Source organism: Salinicola sp. V024 (genome assembly GCF_052645315.1).
This window is the reverse complement of the sequence record NZ_JBQXYB010000003.1, coordinates 324,938-344,796: the sequence shown is the minus strand read 5'-3', so window position 1 is coordinate 344,796 and position 19,859 is coordinate 324,938. Positions and strand designations below refer to the sequence as shown.

General features: G+C 63.7%; 20 protein-coding genes. 9 read left to right on the top strand and 11 right to left on the bottom strand.

All coding sequences use genetic code 11. The annotated features are described in order from the left end of the window. Nucleotides 1-10: 10 nt before the first annotated feature. The gene (locus ACUN9V_RS07485) at nt 11-547 is read left to right on the top strand and encodes a cytochrome b (protein WP_083627780.1); all 537 of its coding nucleotides are present in this window, start codon (nt 11-13) and stop codon (nt 545-547) included. Nucleotides 548-571: 24 nt separating this feature from the next. On the opposite strand, the gene ACUN9V_RS07480 is transcribed toward ACUN9V_RS07485, so the two are convergent. From ACUN9V_RS07480 to ACUN9V_RS07450, 7 genes are all read right to left on the bottom strand, one after another. Then, nucleotides 572-1,624: an ion transporter gene (locus tag ACUN9V_RS07480; protein ID WP_445510929.1), complete on the bottom strand. Its 1,053-nt coding sequence runs from the start codon at nt 1,622-1,624 to the stop codon at nt 572-574. A 60-nt stretch (nt 1,625-1,684) separates the two neighbouring features. Beyond that, nucleotides 1,685-2,164: an acyl-CoA thioesterase gene (locus ACUN9V_RS07475; protein WP_245392107.1), complete on the bottom strand. Its 480-nt coding sequence runs from the start codon at nt 2,162-2,164 to the stop codon at nt 1,685-1,687. 179 nt (nt 2,165-2,343) lie between these two features. Beyond that, entirely contained in the window at nt 2,344-3,657 is a 1,314-nt protein-coding gene (locus ACUN9V_RS07470; RefSeq protein ID WP_110691554.1) for a short-chain fatty acid transporter, read from the bottom strand. Nucleotides 3,658-3,731: 74 nt separating this feature from the next. Then, a complete protein-coding gene (locus ACUN9V_RS07465; RefSeq protein WP_445510978.1) occupies nt 3,732-5,078 on the bottom strand; it encodes an MATE family efflux transporter in 1,347 nt (448 codons plus the stop codon). 193 nt (nt 5,079-5,271) lie between these two features. Beyond that, nucleotides 5,272-5,520, bottom strand: a complete 249-nt coding sequence (locus ACUN9V_RS07460; RefSeq protein WP_075562220.1) for a YfhL family 4Fe-4S dicluster ferredoxin — start codon at nt 5,518-5,520, stop codon at nt 5,272-5,274. A gap of 1 nt (nt 5,521) precedes the next feature. Next, entirely contained in the window at nt 5,522-6,031 is a 510-nt protein-coding gene (gene coaD / locus ACUN9V_RS07455; protein WP_445510928.1) for a pantetheine-phosphate adenylyltransferase, read from the bottom strand. A 22-nt stretch (nt 6,032-6,053) separates the two neighbouring features. After that, nucleotides 6,054-7,931, bottom strand: coding sequence for a beta-ketoacyl synthase (locus tag ACUN9V_RS07450; RefSeq protein ID WP_445510977.1), 1,878 nt, complete (start codon nt 7,929-7,931; stop codon nt 6,054-6,056). A gap of 467 nt (nt 7,932-8,398) precedes the next feature. Between ACUN9V_RS07450 and trmB the strand changes: the two genes are divergently transcribed. The 5 genes from trmB (at nt 8,399) to ACUN9V_RS07425 (ending at nt 12,285) form a co-directional block, all read left to right on the top strand. Continuing rightward, nucleotides 8,399-9,175 (top strand): tRNA (guanine(46)-N(7))-methyltransferase TrmB, encoded by a 777-nt coding sequence (trmB, locus tag ACUN9V_RS07445; RefSeq protein ID WP_071232733.1) that lies wholly within the window; start codon nt 8,399-8,401, stop codon nt 9,173-9,175. 11 nt (nt 9,176-9,186) lie between these two features. Beyond that, nucleotides 9,187-9,516 carry a DMT family transporter gene (locus ACUN9V_RS07440; RefSeq protein ID WP_071232734.1) on the top strand — a complete coding sequence of 110 codons (330 nt, stop codon included), beginning with the start codon at nt 9,187-9,189 and terminating at the stop codon, nt 9,514-9,516. 199 nt (nt 9,517-9,715) lie between these two features. Continuing rightward, the gene (gene dacB, locus ACUN9V_RS07435; protein WP_322528747.1) at nt 9,716-11,125 is read left to right on the top strand and encodes a D-alanyl-D-alanine carboxypeptidase/D-alanyl-D-alanine endopeptidase; all 1,410 of its coding nucleotides are present in this window, start codon (nt 9,716-9,718) and stop codon (nt 11,123-11,125) included. Between the two features lie 92 nt (nt 11,126-11,217). After that, nucleotides 11,218-11,676, top strand: coding sequence for an META domain-containing protein (locus tag ACUN9V_RS07430; protein WP_445510927.1), 459 nt, complete (start codon nt 11,218-11,220; stop codon nt 11,674-11,676). Nucleotides 11,677-11,760: 84 nt separating this feature from the next. Further along, the gene (locus ACUN9V_RS07425) at nt 11,761-12,285 is read left to right on the top strand and encodes a GNAT family N-acetyltransferase (protein ID WP_445510926.1); all 525 of its coding nucleotides are present in this window, start codon (nt 11,761-11,763) and stop codon (nt 12,283-12,285) included. 3 nt (nt 12,286-12,288) lie between these two features. Here the strand turns inward: ACUN9V_RS07425 and ACUN9V_RS07420 are convergent, their stop codons facing one another. Then, nucleotides 12,289-12,744 carry a hypothetical protein gene (locus ACUN9V_RS07420; RefSeq protein WP_445510925.1) on the bottom strand — a complete coding sequence of 152 codons (456 nt, stop codon included), beginning with the start codon at nt 12,742-12,744 and terminating at the stop codon, nt 12,289-12,291. A gap of 142 nt (nt 12,745-12,886) precedes the next feature. Here ACUN9V_RS07420 and ACUN9V_RS07415 point away from each other — a divergent pair, with 142 nt between their 5' ends. Then, a complete protein-coding gene (locus ACUN9V_RS07415; RefSeq protein ID WP_445510924.1) occupies nt 12,887-13,627 on the top strand; it encodes a TSUP family transporter in 741 nt (246 codons plus the stop codon). A gap of 251 nt (nt 13,628-13,878) precedes the next feature. Here ACUN9V_RS07415 and ACUN9V_RS07410 read toward each other — a convergent pair whose 3' ends face one another. Beyond that, entirely contained in the window at nt 13,879-14,736 is an 858-nt protein-coding gene (locus ACUN9V_RS07410; protein WP_445510923.1) for an AraC family transcriptional regulator N-terminal domain-containing protein, read from the bottom strand. Nucleotides 14,737-15,010: 274 nt separating this feature from the next. Here ACUN9V_RS07410 and ACUN9V_RS07405 point away from each other — a divergent pair, with 274 nt between their 5' ends. Next, a complete protein-coding gene (locus tag ACUN9V_RS07405) occupies nt 15,011-16,081 on the top strand; it encodes an NAD(P)-dependent alcohol dehydrogenase (RefSeq protein WP_445510922.1) in 1,071 nt (356 codons plus the stop codon). 219 nt (nt 16,082-16,300) lie between these two features. Here the strand turns inward: ACUN9V_RS07405 and ACUN9V_RS07400 are convergent, their stop codons facing one another. Continuing rightward, the gene (locus tag ACUN9V_RS07400; protein ID WP_445510921.1) at nt 16,301-17,113 is read right to left on the bottom strand and encodes an acyl-CoA thioesterase domain-containing protein; all 813 of its coding nucleotides are present in this window, start codon (nt 17,111-17,113) and stop codon (nt 16,301-16,303) included. Nucleotides 17,114-17,271: 158 nt separating this feature from the next. Here ACUN9V_RS07400 and tadA point away from each other — a divergent pair, with 158 nt between their 5' ends. Continuing rightward, nucleotides 17,272-17,769 carry a tRNA adenosine(34) deaminase TadA gene (tadA, locus tag ACUN9V_RS07395; protein ID WP_445510976.1) on the top strand — a complete coding sequence of 166 codons (498 nt, stop codon included), beginning with the start codon at nt 17,272-17,274 and terminating at the stop codon, nt 17,767-17,769. Between the two features lie 82 nt (nt 17,770-17,851). On the opposite strand, the gene ACUN9V_RS07390 is transcribed toward tadA, so the two are convergent. Beyond that, nucleotides 17,852-19,804, bottom strand: a complete 1,953-nt coding sequence (locus ACUN9V_RS07390) for a diguanylate cyclase (RefSeq protein ID WP_445510920.1) — start codon at nt 19,802-19,804, stop codon at nt 17,852-17,854. Nucleotides 19,805-19,859 lie beyond the last annotated feature (55 nt).

The following is a 19,859-nucleotide window of genomic DNA, read 5'->3' as shown; positions in this document are numbered from 1 at the left end:
AGGCAGGACGATGTTGAAGGATTCCCCGCAACACTATGGGTCGGTCACCCGAGCCTTTCACTGGCTGATCGCGTTGCTGGTCATCGCACAGTTGACCAGCGTGTTCTCCAGCTTTCTGTGGGAGCACAACGCCTATAGTCAGCTGATTCTGCCCTGGCACACGACGATCGGGGTCAGCGTCCTGACCGTGATGGCGATACGCACGCTGTGGGCCCTGTCGCAGCTGTCACGGCGGCCCGCCCATGAAGGGAGACTGCAGCGCCTGGCCATCGCCGGGCACGTCATCATGTATGCCCTGCTGATATTGATGCCGCTGTCCGGCGCTCTGATGACCTGGGGCTCGGGTTACGGGATCCATGTGTTCGGTACGGCCTGGTTCGAAGGCGCCGACGCGCCGTGGGCCGCCGGTTTCGGCAAGCTTCACGGCACCTTCGCCTGGCTGCTGTCGTTCATGATCGTGGGTCACATCGTCATGGCGATGTATCACCATTTCGGTCGCCGGGACGACACCCTGCGCCGGATGCTGGGGCGCAAGGATCCCGGCTAAGCGTTCGGCTCACGTTTCCGAGGCCTATTCGGGGTGGGCGTCATGGCGCGTTCGCGGCTCGCTGAGTTCGCTTTCCCAGCGCTTCACGGCGACCTGCTCCTTGAGCAGTTCCAGCATGTCGATCAGCACTTGCTGAGTGACCCGATCGGTCCTGTCGTCGACCTGCAGCCAGGCATCCATACCGCTACCGACCAGGTCGGTCATCAGCGAGTGAAAATGCGGTGAGCGCAGCCCGTCGATGGCCTCGTGAACCACGCGGCTGGCGATATCGCTGAGACTGCGTTCGATACTCTCGGCCACGGCATCACCCATGGGCAGCCGGCGCAGACGGCGTAGCTCGTCGTTCTCTTCCATCGTTCTGGCCACCAGGGCGGCGACGTATCGGTGCACCTGCTGGTGGTTCTCGGCGTAGCCCTTGTTGATCGTTCGCTCCAGCCGCGCCGCCACCTCATCGACCAGGGCCGCCTTGCGTGGCTGAATCACTTCGTTCGAGATGCGCTGGGTCAGGTGCTGACTGTCTCGAATCTCGTTCTGCATGTCTTCCAGCAGATTGATCGCCACACGGTCGGAAATCTCCTCCATCAGCACGCCGTAGTAAGTGCGATAGAAGCGGTAGAGACGCCAGCGGGTGATGTCGATCACGCCCAGCCGCTGCAGCCGGACGAGCAGCGAGATCACGCGCAGCACACGCAGCAGCCGGAAGCCGGCCAGGGGAATGCAGCCAAGCACGTCGTACCAGTGCACGAACGGATAGAAGAACCACCGCGCGTAGCGTTTCTGGGCGATCGCGATGACCCAGCCCAGCAGCACGTCGAAAATGAAGATGGCGACGAAGCAGAGATCGATCTCGACGAAATTGGCGCGGATCGTGGTGTCGTAGGCGTCGTGAAGGCCCGGCGCGACAGCTTCGAAGGCGGCGTTGAGCGGCGCGATCAGATAGAGACTATCGAAAAGCAGCAGCGCCAGGTTGATCGCCACCAGCGCGATGACGGCGAAATCCCAGACCAGCAGCAGTCGCTCGCTGAGCGGGCTTAGTCGCCGTGTGGCGCGTGGATGGCGAGGGTCGGCTTCAGGCATCGAACGTCCTTGTCCGCAAGGGCAGCGTGATCGGTGGGTATGTCGCGGAGATCGGCCGTGTCATTGACCGGCCGGGTAGGCCTTGAGATGCGCGGCCACGGCGCTGCGTTCCGCCTCGGCTTCCTGTTTGCGCAATGTCTTGCGTAGCGCGGCCTTCTCGAAGCGTAGCTTCTGGAGCGGCGTGTTCAATTCCAGTGCCGGCACCGGGACCGGGTTCCCGTCGCTATCGACGGCGACCATGGTCAGGTAGCAGCTGTTGGTATGCCGGATCACTCGCTCCTGGATCGACTCTGCCAGCACCTTGATGCCGACCTCCATCGACGAGCGGCCGACGTGGTTGATCGTCGCCAGAAAGGTCACCAGCTCGCCGACATGGATCGGCTGCTTGAACAGCACCTGATCGACCGAGAGCGTCACCACGTAGCTGCCGGCATAGCGGCTGGCGCAGGCATAGGCGACTTCGTCGAGCTTCTTGAGAATCGCCCCGCCATGGACCTTGCCACTGAAGTTGGCCATGTCTGGGGTCATGAGTACGGTCATCGACAGTTCATGCTGTCGAGGCAGGTCATCGGGCGTCACGGTGTCCTCGGAATGGCGGCAAGACGTTATTGTGCGCCACATGTAAGCACGTTTCGCCGCAGCTGCCCATCGATCGGCCCGAACGCCGGCTTCTGCGGTGGGAAGCCGGCGTTCGAAAAGGCGCTACCGACAGCCAGTGGCTACAGCAAGGTCAGCCCCAGCCCGATCACCACGCCGGTGACCACCAGCTGAATCAGGCAGAAGCCCATGATGTCCTTGGCGTTGAGGCCGGCAATGGCGAGAACAGGAAGCGCCCAGAACGGCTGCAGCAGATTGGTCCAGGCATCGCCCCATGCCACCCCCATGGCGACGCGAGACACATCGGCACCCAGCGCCTCGGCGGCCGGCAGCATGACCGGAGCCTGGACCGCCCACTGGCCACCGCCGGAAGGGATGAACAGGTTGACCACGCCGGCACTGATGAATGACCAGAACGGCAGCGTGTCGGCGTTGGCGATGGCGACGAACATCTCGGACAGCGACTGCGCCAGACCGGACTGCATCATGATCCCCATGATCCCGGCATAGAACGGAAACTGGATGACGATGCCGGCGCCGCCCTTGATCGCCTCGTTGAGGCTGGTGAGCAGACTTCTTGGCGTCCGATGCAGCACGATGGCCAGCATCAGGAACAGCAGGTTGACGCTGTTGAGGTTGAGCCCGCCGCCGGCGAAGACGAAATAGTAGGCCAGGTAGAGCAGCCCCGGGATACCCACCAGCAGCGACAGCAGCGTACTGGTCTCGAGTCGATCAGCCGGACGGGTGATGGCGTTCGGATCGGGGCTCGGCGGTTCGGCCAGCTGCTCGCGACTGACGAAGACGCTCTCCTCTTCCGGCGGCAGCATCCAGCGATTGATCAGCGGCATGATCACGAACAAGGCCGCGACGATGATCAGGTTGTAGGCGGCGAAGATCGTCTGCGAGGTGGGAATGATACCGATCTGGTCCTCGCTGAAATGGCCCGGCGTGGCGATGGTCAGCGGAATCGAGCCGGCAAGGCCGCCATGCCAGACCACGAAGCCGGAGTAGGCGCTGGCGATCAGCAGGCGGTAGTCGACCCGGACCTGGCGTGCCAGCGCCTTGGCGAACAGCGCCCCGACGACCAGGCCGAAGCCCCAGTTGATCCAGCTCGCGGCCAGCGACACCAGCGTGACCAGAATGATGGCGCGGGCCGGAGTCCGGGCGGTAGCGGCCAGTCTGTCCAGCAGCCGCTTCAGCGGCGGCGAGTTGGCGAGCATGAAGCCGGTGATCAGGACCAGCAACATCTGCATCGAGAACGACAGCAACCCCCAGAAGCCGTCGCCCCAGTACTGAATCACCGCCAGCGGCGTCTGCTGTTCGAACAGCATGGCGGCCAGCGCGGCGATGATCGTCAACAGCAGCACGAAGATATAGGGGTCGGGCAGATAACGCTCGACCAGCTTGACCGCGGGGCGGGAAAGGCGCTGCAACATGGCGTGGGATCTCGTCGGGTAACCGTTAGCGCGAGCCTACCCGATCCTTCCCGGAATCATCAGTCAACCTTGGTCTAGTGGCTTGATTCCGGGGAGATTTCGCTCCCGTGTTCAGGTGACCAGCGCGTTTTGCGATAGCGCAGGTAACAGAGCCCGAGCGAGGACGAGCGGATGAAGGTGAAGAACAGAAACGAAAACCACAGGCCGTGATTGCCATAGCTCTGGGTCAGCCACCACATCGGCAGGTAGCAGGCGATCGCCAGCCAGACGGTATCGCGCATGGCGCGGCTCTCGGTGGCGCCGATGAAGACGCCGTCGAGCAGATAGCTCCACACCGCCAGCGCCGGCATCGCGATCATCCACGGCAGATAGTCGGCGGCGGTGGCGCGAACTTCCGGCAGGTCGGTGAGCAGCGATATGAGACCGTCGCCGGCGACCGCGAACAGCAGCATCGAAGCGCCCGCGACCAGCAGCGACAACCTGCCGGCGGCGCGCACGGCATCGCCGAAGTCGTGCCAGTCACGCCGCCCTACGGAGCGCCCGGTGAGCGCCTCGGCGGCATTGGCGAAGCCATCCAGCGCGAACGAGGTGAGCATGATGAACTGCAGCAGCACGGCATTGGCGGCGAGCACGGTATCACCGAAGTTGGCCCCCTGGGCGACGAAAAAAGCCTGGGCGAACAACAGCCCCAACGTGCGCACGAACAGATGCTGGTTGACGCGAATCAGTGCCGAGTAGCGCTCCCATACCCACAGCGCCTGACGCGACAGCGACCCGCCGAGATCGCGACAGTGAACGGCGACCCGCCACAGCCCGAAGGCCAGTGCGCTGTAATCGGCAATCAACGAGGCCCAGGCCACGCCGTCGCTGGCCAGGCCGAAGCCGACCACGAACAGCAGGTCGAGCACGATGTTGACGCCGTTGGTGAGCAGCAGAATCGCCAGGGTGATCCGTGTCTTCTGCTGGCCGATGAACCAGCCCAGGATCGCGTAGTTGGCCAGCACCGCCGGCGCCGAGAAGATACGAATGTGAGCGTAGCTGGCGGCAAGCGACATCGCCGCTTCGCTGCCATCGAGCAGCCACAGGCCGAGATCGATCAGCGGTTTCGACAGCACGATCAGCGCCAGCCCGATCACCGCCGCCATCACCAGCGACTGCGCCAGCAGCAGCCTTACGCCGCTGTCGTCCTCGCGACCCATCGCCTGGGACGTCAGCCCGGTGGTGCCCATGCGCAGAAAACCGAAGCCCCAGTAGAGAAAGCTGAACAGCGTCGCGCCAAGCGTCACCGCGGCCAGATAGCGTGAATCCGGCAGGTGACCGACGACGGCCGTGTCCACCAGACCCAGCAGCGGCACGGTGATATTGGAGAGGATGATCGGCCAGGCCAGCTGCCAGATATGAGCGGTGGTGTAGCGTCTGATCGGGTCGGGGCTTTCGCCATCAGGGCGAGCGTCGGGTTGAGCCACGCGTTCCTTGTCTCTTTTCAGTGCCGATGGAATCCGGTGCCTCGATGGAGATGCCAGCGATTTGCCGTCACAGAGCCGACAGAACAACGCCGCCAAGGAGGCGGCGTTGTAGAAAGTCAGTCCAGATCGACGCTGCGGGCATGAATCGTCAGGCGGCAGTAATGATCTTGTACTTCTCCATCAGCTGATCCTTGCTCTCCTCGTGCTCCGGGTCGAGCGGAATGCAGTCGACCGGGCAGACCTGCTGGCACTGCGGCTCGTCGAAGTGGCCAACGCACTCGGTGCAATGGTTGGGATCGATGACGTAGATCTCTTCGCCCGGCGAGATGGCGTCGTTGGGGCACTCCGGCTCGCAGACATCGCAGTTGATGCATTCATCGGTGATCATCAGGGCCATATCAATGTCCTCCTGACGGTTGGTCGCCGTCTGCCGCGAATCGTCGCCGCAGGGCCTCGGCCACGCACGGCGATACATGTTGGGAAACATCCCCGCCGAGGCGCGCGATCTCGCGCACGATCGTCGAGGAGATATAGGAGTTCTCGATCTCCGGCGTCAGAAACAGCGTCTCGACGTCCGGCGCCTGGGCGCGATTCATGTTGGCCAGCTGCATCTCGTACTCGAAGTCCGATACCGCCCGCAGCCCGCGCAGAATGATGCGTGCCCGCTGTTGGACCAGCAGCTCGGTGAGCAGGCCATTGAAGCCGATTACCTCGACGTTGGGCCATTCGGCAACGACCTCGCGGGCCAGCACCTCGCGCTCCTCGAGCGACAGCGTCGGCTGCTTGCGCGGGCTCTGTGCAACGGCGATCACGACCTTGTCGAAGATCCGCGCGGCCCGGTGAATCAGATCGCGATGACCGTTGGTGATCGGATCGAAGGTGCCGGGGTAGACGACGATATTGTGCATTCAAGGCACTCCGCGCTCGTATTCAGTCCAGTGTACCGAAAGGATTGTCGACCTTCAGTGACACCGGGTTGGCGTAACCCGGGATGCGGATCGAATCGCGGCCGACTTCCAGCTCCGGACCCTCCAGAACGCCCTCGCCGAAGCGGTAGATGACCTCGAACCGGCCGGCATCGGCGGCAGCCTCATAGCGTGCCGCGGCGGCAAGCGTCTGTTCGCGACGATGGCGCCAGTCGTCGAGTGCACGCTGGCCGTGGCGCTTGGCCAGCAGGCGCTCGGTCACCTGCGGCGACAGCAGCAGGCCGGTGGCGTTGTTGCCGCCAAAGCCCTTGGCGTTGATGAAGCTGCAGTCGGCCTCGAATGCCAGCGGCTCGCGGAAGAAACGCAACCGCTCGGCATGGACGTCGTCGGCGACCGCATCGAGCGTCGGAATGCCCGGCACCCAGCCGTGGGCGAAAGTCCCCAGCGCACTGGCGATCTGATCTCCGGCGGCGCTGCCCTGTGAGTGGCCGATGAATGCCTTGATCGCGGCGACCGGCCAGTTCTCGATACCGTTGGCCCGCGCTACCTGATCGAAGATATGCGACTCGGTGGTGCGGTTCTTCGGCGTGCTGGTGCCATGGGCATGAAGATAGCTGCGCTGGCGGACGCTCTGCTCGCCGAGAATCGACGTGGCCAGCGCGACCGACTTGCCCAGCGTCAGGTAGTTGCCGATGCCGGGAGCGGAGATCGAACGCTTCCAGCCGTCGGCGTTGACGTTGACTTCTGGCACCGCGGCGAGGATCTGTGCGCCGGTCTCGAGTACCAGCGAATCGTCCATTAGCAGCACGAACTGCGAGGCTTCGGCGATGGTGAACCCGCAGTTGCGTGCGAACGGCCGACAGGCCCGCTGATAATCCTCGTCGGTCAGCAGTTCCAGCGCATCCAGCGCCATCAGGCTCTGATCGTCGGCCAGGGCGCTCATGGCGCGGAATCCCTCGATGATCTCCGGCGTCACCGGCGCGTCGCTGGTGCCGACCATGACGATCCGTCGGCGCCCCTGACGAATGTCGTCGATGCCCAGGCGCAGATTGTAGAGGAAGGTAGCGCAGGCGCCCTGGATCGCGCCGGTGGCACCCACGCTGCCCAGCACGTAGGCATTGAGAAAGTCGGCCGGCATCTGGCCGTAACCCAACGGCATCTGCTTGGAGGTGGTGCGGCTGCCGGTGACGAAGCTCTTGAGCATGCCGCCCCAGCCGGCGTCGTCCAGCTGGCCGATCGAGTTGCCGGCATAGACGGCGATGGCGTCCGGATCCACCCGGTCGCGCAGCGACTCCCAGTCGAGCCCGCTCTGGCCGAGGCAGTCGCTGACACCGAAGATCGCCATCGACAGCCCGCGCGGATGATGCACGCTGCGGTAGAAGCTGTCGGGCGCGAAGCCTTCCGGCAGGCGGCCGGCAGCGCGTACCAGCGCCTGGCGCCGTTCGGGCAGCAGGGCATCGAGCGTACCGGCGGGAACGCTGACCTCGACCGTCTGTTTGTCGAGTTCGCGCACTTCCCAGCCCGCGGGCAGCGGTTGCGGCAACTGGCGTCGCGACGCGGTGAAGCGCAAGGGGCTGTCGAGCGTCATTCGCACTTCACGGTTGCCGGGAATGCCGGCCTCCCCGAAGGCGTCATCCTCGATGCGACGGATCAGCGTGTGCTTGAGAATGTGCTCGCGATAGCGGCTGACGACCGACTGTTCGCTCAGGATTTCGCCGTCGGCGCTTTGCCACTGGCCGTCCTCCCGGGAGGTGACCAGTTGCATCAGGGTTGCCAGTGCGACAAGCGTACGAGTCTGTTCGGCCGTTGGTAAAACGTCGAGAATCGTGCGGCGGTAGGCCTGGTGCCCGGAAGTTCTACCCGCGGCGTTGACGCCGCCCATACCGACGATTACCGGTAAATGTGACAAGCCACGTCCCTCGTGAACATTGGGGGCAATCGGTGAACGATGACATGGGGATGACGAAACTGCGATGAAAGGGCATCCCCGGCAAAGGCTTGCGCTGTCGACCTCGAGTCGGCGGAGGTCAGTCCCGAACCGGTGGAGGAGAGCCCTGAGTCGGTGAAAAATGGCCCCGGAACGAGCGGGGGACAGTCATCGCGCATGCCATCGAAGGCCGTATTGCCAGGATTGGCTGAATGTGGGCTGGGATGATACACCTGCGCGCGCGCGCCGTCATGCCGCGCGGGTGGCTCGTCCACGAACGCGTCGCGGGAGCCGGCGCCACGGCGGCAGGAATGCCGACGTCGTGGCTGCTAGAATGCGCGCTCTGTCGTCAGTCGTAAACGGTACTCTCCTTTCAACGGGACACAACCTTTAACGGGCCTCATCCTTCAACGGTAATTGCCATGCAAGCGTCTTCGCGCGCCATCACTTCCAGTCAGCAGGGGCCGCACCAGGATCTGGTGCGCCGCGTTCAGCGTGCCCGGGACAGCGCCTGGCAACGTCCGCCCGCCGAGCACACGCGGATCGCCTTCGAGGGGGCGGCACAGTGGCTGGCTGATCAACATCGGCCGCTGATTCTCGATGCCGGTTGCGGCGTAGGCCTCTCCACGCGCCGGCTGGCGGAGCGCTATCCCGACCACGCCGTGCTGGGGGTGGATCGCAGCGAGCAGCGGCTGTCACGCGACCATGGCGCCCTGCCGGACAACGCGCTGCTGGTGCGCGCCGATCTGGTCGATTTCTGGCGCCTGGCGGTGGCAGCCGAGTGGCGGCCGGCGCGGCACTTCCTGCTCTATCCCAATCCTTACCCCAAGAGCACGCAGCTCAAGAAGCGCTGGCAGGGGCATCCGGTCTTTCCGGCGATACTCGCCCTTGGGGGTATGCTCGAGTTGCGATCCAACTGGGCGATCTACGTTCAGGAGTTCGCGCTGGGCGTGAAGACGCTCCGTGGTCTCGAAGGCGAGATCGACTCCTACGCACCGGGTGGAGCGTTGATGACGCCGTTCGAACAGACTTTCCTGACGCCGTTCGAACAAAAATACGTCGAGAGCGGCCAGACGCTATGGCGCTACCGAGTCGATCTGTCGACGACGGGGTTCGACGCAACTGCCTCGGCTGAATCGGACTCAACCGAATCGACTTTCACCGAGTCGCCCTCAACCGAGTCTCCCTCAACCGAATAGGAATCAGCCCGATGAGCTATCTGCTGCTAGCGCTGGCGATCGTCGCCGAAGTCGTGGCGACCAGTTCGCTGAAAGCTTCCGCCGGCTTTTCACGGCTGCTGCCGAGCGTGATCGTGGTGGTCGGCTACGGCTTTTCGTTCTATGCGCTGTCGCTGGTGCTCAAGTCATTGCCGGTCGGTATTACCTACGCGATCTGGGCGGGGCTCGGCATCGTGCTGGTGACGGTGATCGGCATCGTGTTCTACGGCGAAAAGCCGGACCTGCCCGCTTATCTTGGCATGGGGCTGATCATTGCCGGAGTCGCCATCATCCAGGTGTTCTCGCGTCTATCGTCGCACTGAGGCTCTCGTCACTCTGGCGTCTTTCCTGCCACTGGCGCTTTCATCACGATCGCGTCTTTCGCCACTGGAACATGACATGGGGCATCGCATTATCAGTGAGTTAATTGGTACGCTCTGGATGAGATTGGCCCTCATTTTTCTTTGGAGCGAGCATCCCATTATGCGGCGATGGCTAGGTCGAAGTTCTCTGTTTCTCGGTGTGTTATCCCTTTCCGTCTTCACCATCGCCGCGCAGGCGGCCGGGTTCGAGCATGTCGCCCGGCTTGCGGATAAAGGTTTCGTGGTCAGCGCCCAGGCGCGCCTGCTCGATAGCGGCGAGGTACTCGGCGCCATCAATCCGGCGCAGTCATTGTCACCGGCTTCGGTCACCAAGCTCTACACCGCGGCCGCTTCGCTGGATCGCTGGGGGCCGCAGCATCGCTTCACCACGCGTTTCGTCTCCACCGGCACGCTCGATGGCAATGGCGTACTGCACGGCGATCTGGTGCTGGAAGGCGGCGGAGACCCGGCGCTGACCTCCGAAGAACTCTGGCGCTTGATTCAGAAACTGCGGGAGCTCGGTGTCTCCAGCGTCGATGGCCAACTGGTGGTCAGCCAGTGGCGCTTCGGCCCGGTGACCTGCATTACCACCGATCGCTGCGAGACGCAGACGGAAGGCACCAACGCCTACGCAGCGCTGCTCTCTTCTGCCGCGATCAACTACGGCAGCTGGTGCGCCACGGTGATGCCGGGGATCGTCGGGCAGCCGGCGCGGGTCACCAGCTGCGATACGGTGGCGCCGACCATTCGCATCGAGAACGACGTCGCCACCGTTGCCGCTGGCGGCTCGGCCAAGCTCTACGCCAGGCGGATCACCGACAGCCAGGGCGATACGCTGCGGGTCAGCGGGCAGATACCGGCCGGCAGCTATCCGCGCCCGGTCTACAAGGCCAGCTCCGATCCTGCCGACCAGACCGGCCAGACGCTGCTGTCGCTGCTGCGCCAGTCCGGCATTACGGTCAGCGGCGGCTACGCCGTCAGTCGCCAGGCGCCGCCGTCCACCGCGCAGCCGCTGGCCGCCGTCGAGGGCAAGCCGCTGCAGGAGCTGCTGCTGCGCACGCTCAATTATTCGAACAATTTCATGGCCGACACGCTGGCGCTGGACCTGACCTCCGGCACGCAGCAGAACCTGTCGGATGCCGGCCGCGAGCTGGAACGTTTCGCCGCCGGCCTGCCGGGGCACAGCGCGGTGACCCTGCGTAGCGGCAGCGGTCTGACGCCGGAAAATCGCGTTTCGGCGCAGAGCGTCAACGCGCTGCTCGGCGCGATGTATGGACGCGCGTCGCTGTTCCCCACTTTTGTGGCCGGCATGCAGGTACCCACCAACGGGCCGATGCACTTCATCCGTCGCGGCAGCCAGACGTTTCAGGATCACGTGATGATCAAGACGGGCACGCTCAACGAGCCGGTGACGGTACGTGCCATTGCCGGCTATTTTCGTACCGAGAGCGGACGCTGGGGCAGCTTCGCGGTGCTGGTCAACGGCACCGGGTCGACGCCTTATCTTTCCTGGCGGGAGACGCTGCCGATGGTCTCTGACGACCTGACCGCGATGATCGAACGCCACTAGCCTGCAACCCGACGCGGCGACCGGCCTGTTTCCGGTCGCCCCGGCATGATCGAGACGCGCTTTCCGTGCGTTCTTTTGAAGAGGACCTCATCGTGCTATCACGCCTTAAACCCTTGATCGCCGTCTCGGTGGCTGTCGTTGCCGTCATGGCCGTTTCCGGCTGTGCCACGAATCCTGACGTCACCACGCAAACCGCCAGCGAGGACCTGGTCGGCACCTACTGGAAGTTGATGCTGCTCGGCGGCAAGCCGGTGACCGTGGCGGACAACCAGCGTGAAGCGCACCTGGTTCTCGGTGAAGACGGGCGCGTTTCCGGTTCGACCGGCTGCAACCGGCTGATGGGCAGCTATCGGCTTGAAGGGGACACGCTGACCTTCTCCCGGCTCGCTTCGACCCGGATGGCATGCCCGGGTGACATGGCGACACTCGAACAGGCGTGGCTGGCGGCGCTCTCCGAGACGGCGCACTATGCGCTCGTGGGCCAGTCACTGGTGCTGCAGGACGCTGACGATCGAGCGCTGGCCGAGCTCAAGGCCAACGCGCTGTATTAGACTGCGCGCCTGGACTGTGCGCCAGGCTCTCGGCCTGACGACTTCCGAGCTGACGATACCTGACCTGATCATGAGAACCGAACCTTGACCCTGATCGACTGCGAGTTCGGCCCGCACGGTGAAGCCGTGCTGGCGATTTTCAACGATGCCATTCTCAACACCACGGCACTCTACGAATACCAGCCACGCACCGCGGCATTCGTCGAGAACTGGTTCCAGGCCAAGCGCGATGGCAACTTTCCGGTGATCGGCATGCTCGACGACGAGAGTGGGCGGCTGATGGGCTTTGCCAGCTATGGCCCGTTTCGCCCTCATGCCGCCTATCGCTACAGCGTCGAGCATTCTGTCTATGTCGATGGTGACTTCCGTCAGCGCGGTGTGGCCAGACGACTGATGACGGCGTTGATCGAACGCGCCGAGGCGCAGCAGTATCACACTCTGATCGGCGGCATCGATGCCACCAACGCGCCGAGTATCGCGCTGCACGAACGGCTGGGCTTCGTCCACGCGGGCACCGTCCGCCAGGCCGCCTACAAGTTCGATCGCTGGCTCGATCTGGCGTTCTACCAGCGGATCTTGGCGACACCGGACGAGCCCCGGGCGAACTGACGCTCAGGGCGCGTCGTCGCCCTGGTTCGATGGCGGTTGCGTGGAGCCCGCGGCCTGATTGTTGCCGCTATCGTCGTTGTTGCTATCGTCGTTGATCGCCGCGGTCGGCGTGCTGGGCAGGGCGTCGGATCCGATCGCCAGCTTGTCGGCATCGGCCATGTAGACTTCCTGGCTGCTGCGCCGGAACAGGCAGAGCTCCTGGCCGGCTTGACCGTTCATGTAGTTTTGGGGGTAGTGACCCTGGATCAGCAGGGCGGTCATGCCGGCCTCGTCGTCGAACAGCACGGGTTCACCGGCCGGCGCGGCATCCGGGAACTGGCTGGCGTCCTGGCACTGCTGGATGACGGCTTGATCGTGTGCCTCCCACGCGGCATCGCTGGAGGCGGCGGCTTGACCACTCAGCGCGAACAGCGCCGCGGCGAGATAGATCGGTACGGGGATAGTGATGAAACGGCGCATGGGGAGACGCTCCTCGTTGCCGGTTGATAGGGCGGCGATCATCGCTCTCACAATGGCGGGTTCACGCTCGCGTAATCTCTAGAATTTTTCACGGGCTATTTTTCACGGGCTATCGTGCCTGTCGCTGGAGTATAGACACCGTATGACCCTCCCCGTTGCATTGCTGTTTCTGGCCGTGGTGTTCTCGACCTCGGTGTTGTCCGGCGTTTTCGGCATGGCCGGGGGGTTGGTCCTGCTGGGCTTCCTGCTCGCCTGGCTACCGGCGGCGACGGCGATCGCGGTCCACGGCGTGATCCAGCTCACCGCCAACGCGTCACGGGCGTGGCTGTCGCGGAAGTTCATCGCCTGGCGAATCGTCGGCATGATCGCCTGTGGCGTCTTGATCTCGGCCGCCTTGCTGACGCTGGTGCGCTATTCGCCCAGCGAGACGGTGGTGCTGATCGTGCTGGGTCTGATGCCGGTGATGGTGTGGATTCCCAAGCGCTGGTTTCACTTCGATGTCTCGCGGCCCGGGCATGCGATCATGTGCGGCATCGTGTCCGGTGGCCTGACCATCGCGGTCGGCGTCTCTGGACCGACCATCGATATCGGCTTCATCCGCACCCAGCTCGATCGACGCACCGTGGTCGCGACCAAGGCGACCATTCAGGTGATCGCGCACACGCTCAAGATCCTCTTCTACTGGCAGGCGGCGATGGCGATGGACAGCGCCCAATGGGGCTGGATCGCGCTGGCCATTCCGTTCGCTTTCCTGGGCACGCGCACTGGCAATCTGGTGCTGGCGCGGCTGACGGACGACGGCTTCCGCTACTGGACGCGCTGGATCGTCACCGTGGTGGGCGCTTATTACCTGGTTCGCGGGCTGATGAACCTCTTCGCCTAGGAAGACACTGGATAAATGTCTGCGCGGGCAAATCACTTCGTTGTGCGGTGCCGGGGCGCCGGTCCGATCGGAATCCTCACCTATACCCCATAGGCTCCGGTTGACTTGAAACCTCCGGTTTCTCGCCCCTTCGGGGCCGTCCGTCGGACGTTCTTTCCGCTTCGCTTCAAGTCTGTGCTCCGTACGCCTCGTGTTTAACGCCGCTCGCCGATTTATTCAGCGCTTCCCTGGGTCTTTTCCTATCGCTGCGCTCAGCTCTGCGACGGGCTGACCCCGAAATAGCGCTTGTACTCGCGGCTGAACTGCGAGGTGCTGCGATAACCGACATCGGCGGCGGCGCGAGAGACGTTGATGCGCTGCTGGCCGAGGAGAACTCGCGCCCGGAGCAATCGCAGGCGTTTGAGATACTGCACCGGCGATAGCTGCGTGGTGCGTTTGAAGTGGTGATGAAAGTGGGAGGCGCTCATGTTGGCGCGCTCGGCGAGCGTCTCCACCGTCAACGGCCGTGCGAAATGACGGTGGAGATAGTTCAGCGATTCGGCGATGCGCGCGTAGTGGCCATGCTGCTGTACCAGCTGGCGCAGCGACTGCCCCTGCGGACCATTGAGCGCGGCGAACATCACTTCGCGTACCCGTCCCGCGCCGAGTGCCCGGCTGGCGTGTTCGTCCTGCAGACACAGTGCCAGGCGTTGCACCGCTTCCGCCATGGTGTCGTCGAGTGCGACCGCCGCCATGGGCTCGGGGGCGCCGCGATCGACACCGGATGGCGCGGGCAGATGATGCACCAGCTCGCTCAACGTCAACGGGTCGACGGCAATCGAGATACCCAGCAACGGCGCATCGGCGCGGGCGAGCGTTTCGCACTCGAACGGTAGCGGCATCGCCTGGACCAGATAGTTGCCGGGTCCATAGTGAATGACCCGGTCTCCCAGATAACCGATCTTGTCGCCCTGGGCGATGACGAATATCCCGGGTTCGTAGATCAACGGCGTGCGCGGATGGCCGCATCCGGAAGCGATCAGTCTGACGCCGTCGATGGCGGTCTCGGAGAAGCCGTCGGCCGTGGCCAGCGGCGCCAGCGTCCGGGCCAGTCGCGAGGCCCAGGACACGTTAGGCCTCGAAGCGTCGAGAGACGGATTCGTAGGGCCGCGGTGGAGTCGGGATGGTTCGGAAAGGCGATCGAGCATGACGACCTCGCGCTGATGAGGATAGACAGGTTCAGCGTATTGTGCATGAGTCCGGCCGGACAGAGGTAGTGGCCTCCTGGATTGAAGAGGATCGAGCAGACGTTGCAGAGGAAACGGCATGGCCGCCGAGCGAGTTGTCGACCACACTAGGCGCACGATCCGTTCATTCACCCATCTTTCATGGGGAGTCATCCAGATGACACAAGCTACCGCCACGCCCGCCAAGGGCTACGCTGCACATTCCGCCACGTCGCCGCTGGAAGCATGGGACTTCGAGCGTCGTGCGCCGCGCCCGGACGACGTCTCGATCGAAATCCTCTACTGCGGCGTCTGCCACAGCGATCTGCACTTTGCTCAGGATGACTGGGGCATGGCCTCTTATCCGGTGGTGCCGGGACATGAAATCGTCGGCCGAGTGACGGCCGTGGGAGACAAGGTCGCCAATTATCAGGTCGGTGACATGGTCGGTGTGGGTTGCATGGTCGACTCGTGCCGCCAGTGCCAGGCCTGTAAAGACGGGCTCGAAAACTACTGCGCCGAAGGGTTCGTGATGACCTACGGCAGCCCGGACAAGCATGATGGCACCCTGACCCAGGGCGGCTATTCTGACTCCGTCGTCGTCAGTGAACGCTTTGTCGTCAGGATTCCGGACAAGCTCGATATCAAGTCCGCGGCACCGATTCTCTGTGCGGGTATCACCACCTATTCACCGCTCAAGCACTACGGTGTCAAGCCGGGCGACAAGGTCGGCATCATCGGCATGGGCGGCCTCGGCCACATGGGCGTCAAGATCGCCAAGGCGCTGGGTGCCGAAGTCACGCTGTTCACTCGTTCCGAGTCCAAGAAGGCCGAGGCGAAGCAGCAGGGCGCCGATCACGTGGTGATCTCGACCAACGAAGACGAGATGGGCGCGATCACCGAGACCTTCGACTTCATGCTCGACACGGTGCCGGTGCAGCACGACATCAACCCGTATCTCAACGCCTTGAAGCCGGACGGCACTCACATTCTGGTCGGCCTGCTCGAGCCGATCGATCCGGCGATTTCCGGTGCCAATCTGGTGTTCCGTCGCCGCGTGCTGGCCGGCTCGCTGATCGGCGGCATGCCGGAAACCCAGGAAGTGCTCGACTTCTGCGCCGAGAAAGGCATTACCTGCGACGTCGAGATGATCAACATCGATCAGATCAACGAAGCCTGGGAGCGGATGCAGAAGGGCGACGTGAAGTATCGCTTCGTCATCGACATGGCATCGATCAAGGACGTCTGATAGCTACGAGCTACGAGCTACGAGCTACGAGCTACGAGCTACGAGCCTGCGCCGAGTTTGGGGCGCTGTAGAAAGCAGCTACGGGCTAAAAGCTAAAACCTGACGTCGGCTTCGGGACGCCAGAAGAGAATGCCAGCGACGTTCGTCGCTGGCATTTTTTGTACCGGAAACTTCACTCTGATTTTCGCGGCTCGCGGCTCGCGGCTCGCGGCTCGCGGCTTAAGACTGAACCCTGACCAGCCCTTCCTGCGCCGTCGATGCGATCAGACGCCCCTCGCGATTGTAGAAGCTGCCGCGGGCGAAGCCGCGTGCGCTACCCGCCCACGGGCTTTCCATGACGTAGAGCAGCCACTCGTCGACTTTCGGGTCCTCATGGATCCACAGGGCGTGGTCCAGGCTGGCGATGCGCAGGCGCGGGTCGCCGAATTCCACGTCGTGGGCCAGCAGCGAGGTCAACAGCAGATTGAAATCGGAGCTGTAGGCGAGCAGGTAGCGGTGCAGTGCCGGATCGTCCGGCATCGGACCGCCGCCCATGCGGAACCAGATCATCCGCGAGGGCGGCCGCTCGTGGCACTCCTCGACCGTGATGAACTCGACGGGATGCCCGTGGAAACGCTGATGAACCGCCTCACCCTCGGCCAGTAGCGCCTCAGGAGACGGCACTTCCGGCATGTCGGGTTGATGACTCAGGCCGTGCTCGCGGCCCTGGAACGAGGCGCTGCAGAAGAAGATCGGCTTGCCTTTCTGAATCGCGGTGACTCGTCGCGTGGTGAAACTGCCACCGTCGCGAACGCGGTCGACGGAATAGATCACCGGCAGCTTGGCATCCCCGGGGCGCAGGAAATAGCCGTGCAGCGAATGCAGGTAGCGGTCTTCGGGCACCGTGCGGGTGGCGGCCGCGGCGGCCTGTCCCAGCGCTTGCCCGCCGAACAGTTGGGGCAGCCCCAGGTCCTGGCTCTGGCCACGGAACAGATTCTCTTCCAGCGCTTCCAGGCCGAGAAGCTGGATCAGGTCGTTCAGCGCTTGTGTCATTCGGGTATCCTTGATGGCACGTCAGTAAAAGCTTTTCGAATAAGGCTTGTCGCGAGTATATCCTGCTCGATGGCAGCTCGCCGCGACGCCGACGACCTCGACCGGCTCGCGGGCGGGCAAGAGGCTGGACCGCGATGCCGCAACACGGAATTAGCATGATGCGCAGCGATGAATTCTACATGCACCGGGCGCTGGAGCAGGCGCAACTGGCGTTCGACCACGGTGAAGTGCCGGTCGGCGCCGTGGTGGTAGACCCCGCCGGCGAAGTGATCGGCGCGGGCTATAACTGCCCGGTGGCAGGCCACGATCCCACTGCGCATGCCGAAGTGCAGGCGTTGCGCAGCGCGGCTTCGGGTCTGAGCAATTATCGACTGGATGATTGCACGCTGTTCGTGACCCTCGAACCCTGTCTGATGTGCACGGGGGCGATCATTCACGCCCGCATCCGGCGGGTCGTCTACGCCACCGCCGAGCCCAAGGGCGGCATGGTCGAATCCCGGGCCAATCTGTTTGCCCAGCCGTGGTTCAACCATCGCGTCGAGATCGCCGGTGGCGTGCTCGCTGCCCCGGCCAAGCGACTGCTTCAGCAATTCTTTCGGCAGCGTCGCCAGGGTGATCCTTCGTCAGCGGGCGAGGCGAGCCGCGAATCCCTCTGAGCCACGAATCGGTTCGAGCGGCCGGCCGGCTCTAACAGACGGCCTGCTCGAGCGGGCTGCCGGCTCTTGCGACGCTCCGGTTTCAGAGGGCGTCGGCGAGAACGACGCGATTGCGGCCATTCTGTTTGGCGCGATACAGCGAGTCATCGGCCGCCTGGAAGATCCGGTCGCGATGTATCGACAAGGTCTCGGTGACGTTGACCCCGATGCTCAACGTCACCGGTTCGCCATCGGGCTGGACGAGGCCGCTGTCGGCAACCGCCCGGCACAGGGCTTCGGCGATCTCTTCGGCTCGGTGGCGATCGCACCGCGGCAGGCAGGCGACGAACTCCTCGCCGCCGTAGCGGGCGAACATTCCCCCGGCGCGCTCCACCGGCAGGCGACAGCACTGCGCGATCGTCTTGAGATAGCGATCGCCTTCCAGATGGCCGAAGTGATCGTTGACGTTCTTGAAGTGATCGAGATCGCAGATCATCAGCGCCAGCGGCAGCGGGTCGCTCTGGATATCCATCCAGCGCAGCAGCTCGCGCCGGTTGGGCAGGTGCGTCAGCTCATCGTGCCGGGCGATCCACTCGATCTCCTGCTGCAGCCGTTCGCGCTCTCTTATCTCTTCGCGCAACGAGACATTGGTTCGGTTGGCCAGGCGGTGCTGATGCGTCAGCCGACGGTAGATGTAAAGCACCATGTGCAGCAGGTAGGCGAGCACAATGCCGAACACCAACGTGATGTCCGGCAGTCTGTCGCGATTGGCTTCCAACCAGTGCAGTGAAGGCTTCACGCTGAGCGTCAGCCGATCGGTACCCAGGGCCACCGTCTGTTGGTAGCTCCAGTCGGCGAGGTCACCCAGCGGACCGTAGTGAAAATAGAGCCGATCGCCGCCGCTGAGTGTCACCGCGCGATCCTGGTTATCGGTCTGCGTCAGCAGTGAATTGAGCAGATTGTCCACGCTCACCACCATGGCGACGGCACCACGCAGCGTGCCGTCGACGGCGTCGCGGACCGGTAGATAGCTGACGACGCCCCGCCCACCTTGCAGGAAATCGACGATTCCGGTCTGGCCTTCGATACCGTAGACCAGGGGGCGATCCAGCGCCTCGCTGGCGGAAGGATCCGACGCGTAGAGATTGACGCCGAGCACTGACTGGTTCCCCCGCAATGGGTAGACGCGGATGACGGTGCCGTCAGGATCGATGAAGGCGATATTACGGAAATAGCTGAAGTCGTCGTGATAGCGCTTGGCCTGCTGTTCCCACTCCGAGCGGGTGGGTACGTGATCCATCATGTTCCAGAAGCTGGTGAAACGCCGCATTGCCTCGAGGTGGGCGACCGTTTCGGAGGCCAGTCGGGTGGCGATGTCGTTGCCTTCGTCGGCAGCGAGGTCATAGAGCCGCTGATTGTCGGTCTGGCGCTGCTCCTGCCAACTGATCATGGCCAGCAGCGCGATCGATCCGCCGACCAGGAGCGGTAGCAGAATTCGCCGCCAGTAGCGTCGGAGCGTCGGGAAAAGCGCCAGGCATTGAGCGATCCACAATAGTCCTAGCGCGGCCAGCATCGGCAGCGGGATCCCGTTCAAGCTGGAGGTATATTCCGGCGGCGGAGACAGCGAGCGATAGCCCAGCCAGGCGCCGCACATGGCCACCAGCAGCAGAATGATCGGAGAGCCCAGGCCCAGCCGCGAAAGCAGCAGCACGTTGAGGATCAATGCGAAGATCATGCACAGCGCGAGGATGGGCGGGCGGCTGTGGAAGAGCTCCCAGTGGCCCGGCAGGAGATCGAGCCAGCGTTGCCAGAGATCGACGCTGACCCAGTCCTCCGCGATCAGGAAGCTGGCGATGATCGCCAGGGTCAGGATGCCGGTAGGAATCAGCAGCCAGCGGCTGGCTCTGTGCCAATCATGGGACGTGGCAAGCTGGCCTAGCCACAGCCCGCCCACCAGCGGCATCAGGATCCAGCGCTGCGCCGGTTCGTCGCCGGGCCAGATCGCCAGCAGCAGAATCGGCAATGCCAGGTACAACGACAGACGAGATACCACCATAGTCGCTAGAGTTCTCCACGGTGGGTTGCCAACGATGCGTTATCAGCAAGGCATC

Coding starts and splice junctions, on each gene's coding strand:
- ACUN9V_RS07485 (WP_083627780.1), top strand. CDS start 11: ATGTTGAAGGATTCCCCGCAACACTATGGGTCGGTCACCCGAGCCTTT.
- ACUN9V_RS07480 (WP_445510929.1), bottom strand. CDS start 1,624: ATGCCTGAAGCCGACCCTCGCCATCCACGCGCCACACGGCGACTAAGC.
- ACUN9V_RS07475 (WP_245392107.1), bottom strand. CDS start 2,164: ATGACCGTACTCATGACCCCAGACATGGCCAACTTCAGTGGCAAGGTC.
- ACUN9V_RS07470 (WP_110691554.1), bottom strand. CDS start 3,657: ATGTTGCAGCGCCTTTCCCGCCCCGCGGTCAAGCTGGTCGAGCGTTAT.
- ACUN9V_RS07460 (WP_075562220.1), bottom strand. CDS start 5,520: ATGGCCCTGATGATCACCGATGAATGCATCAACTGCGATGTCTGCGAG.
- coaD (WP_445510928.1), bottom strand. CDS start 6,031: ATGCACAATATCGTCGTCTACCCCGGCACCTTCGATCCGATCACCAAC.
- ACUN9V_RS07450 (WP_445510977.1), bottom strand. CDS start 7,931: ATGGGCGGCGTCAACGCCGCGGGTAGAACTTCCGGGCACCAGGCCTAC.
- trmB (WP_071232733.1), top strand. CDS start 8,399: ATGCAAGCGTCTTCGCGCGCCATCACTTCCAGTCAGCAGGGGCCGCAC.
- ACUN9V_RS07440 (WP_071232734.1), top strand. CDS start 9,187: ATGAGCTATCTGCTGCTAGCGCTGGCGATCGTCGCCGAAGTCGTGGCG.
- ACUN9V_RS07420 (WP_445510925.1), bottom strand. CDS start 12,744: ATGCGCCGTTTCATCACTATCCCCGTACCGATCTATCTCGCCGCGGCG.
- ACUN9V_RS07415 (WP_445510924.1), top strand. CDS start 12,887: ATGACCCTCCCCGTTGCATTGCTGTTTCTGGCCGTGGTGTTCTCGACC.
- ACUN9V_RS07405 (WP_445510922.1), top strand. CDS start 15,011: ATGACACAAGCTACCGCCACGCCCGCCAAGGGCTACGCTGCACATTCC.
- ACUN9V_RS07400 (WP_445510921.1), bottom strand. CDS start 17,113: ATGACACAAGCGCTGAACGACCTGATCCAGCTTCTCGGCCTGGAAGCG.
- tadA (WP_445510976.1), top strand. CDS start 17,272: ATGCGCAGCGATGAATTCTACATGCACCGGGCGCTGGAGCAGGCGCAA.
- ACUN9V_RS07390 (WP_445510920.1), bottom strand. CDS start 19,804: ATGGTGGTATCTCGTCTGTCGTTGTACCTGGCATTGCCGATTCTGCTG.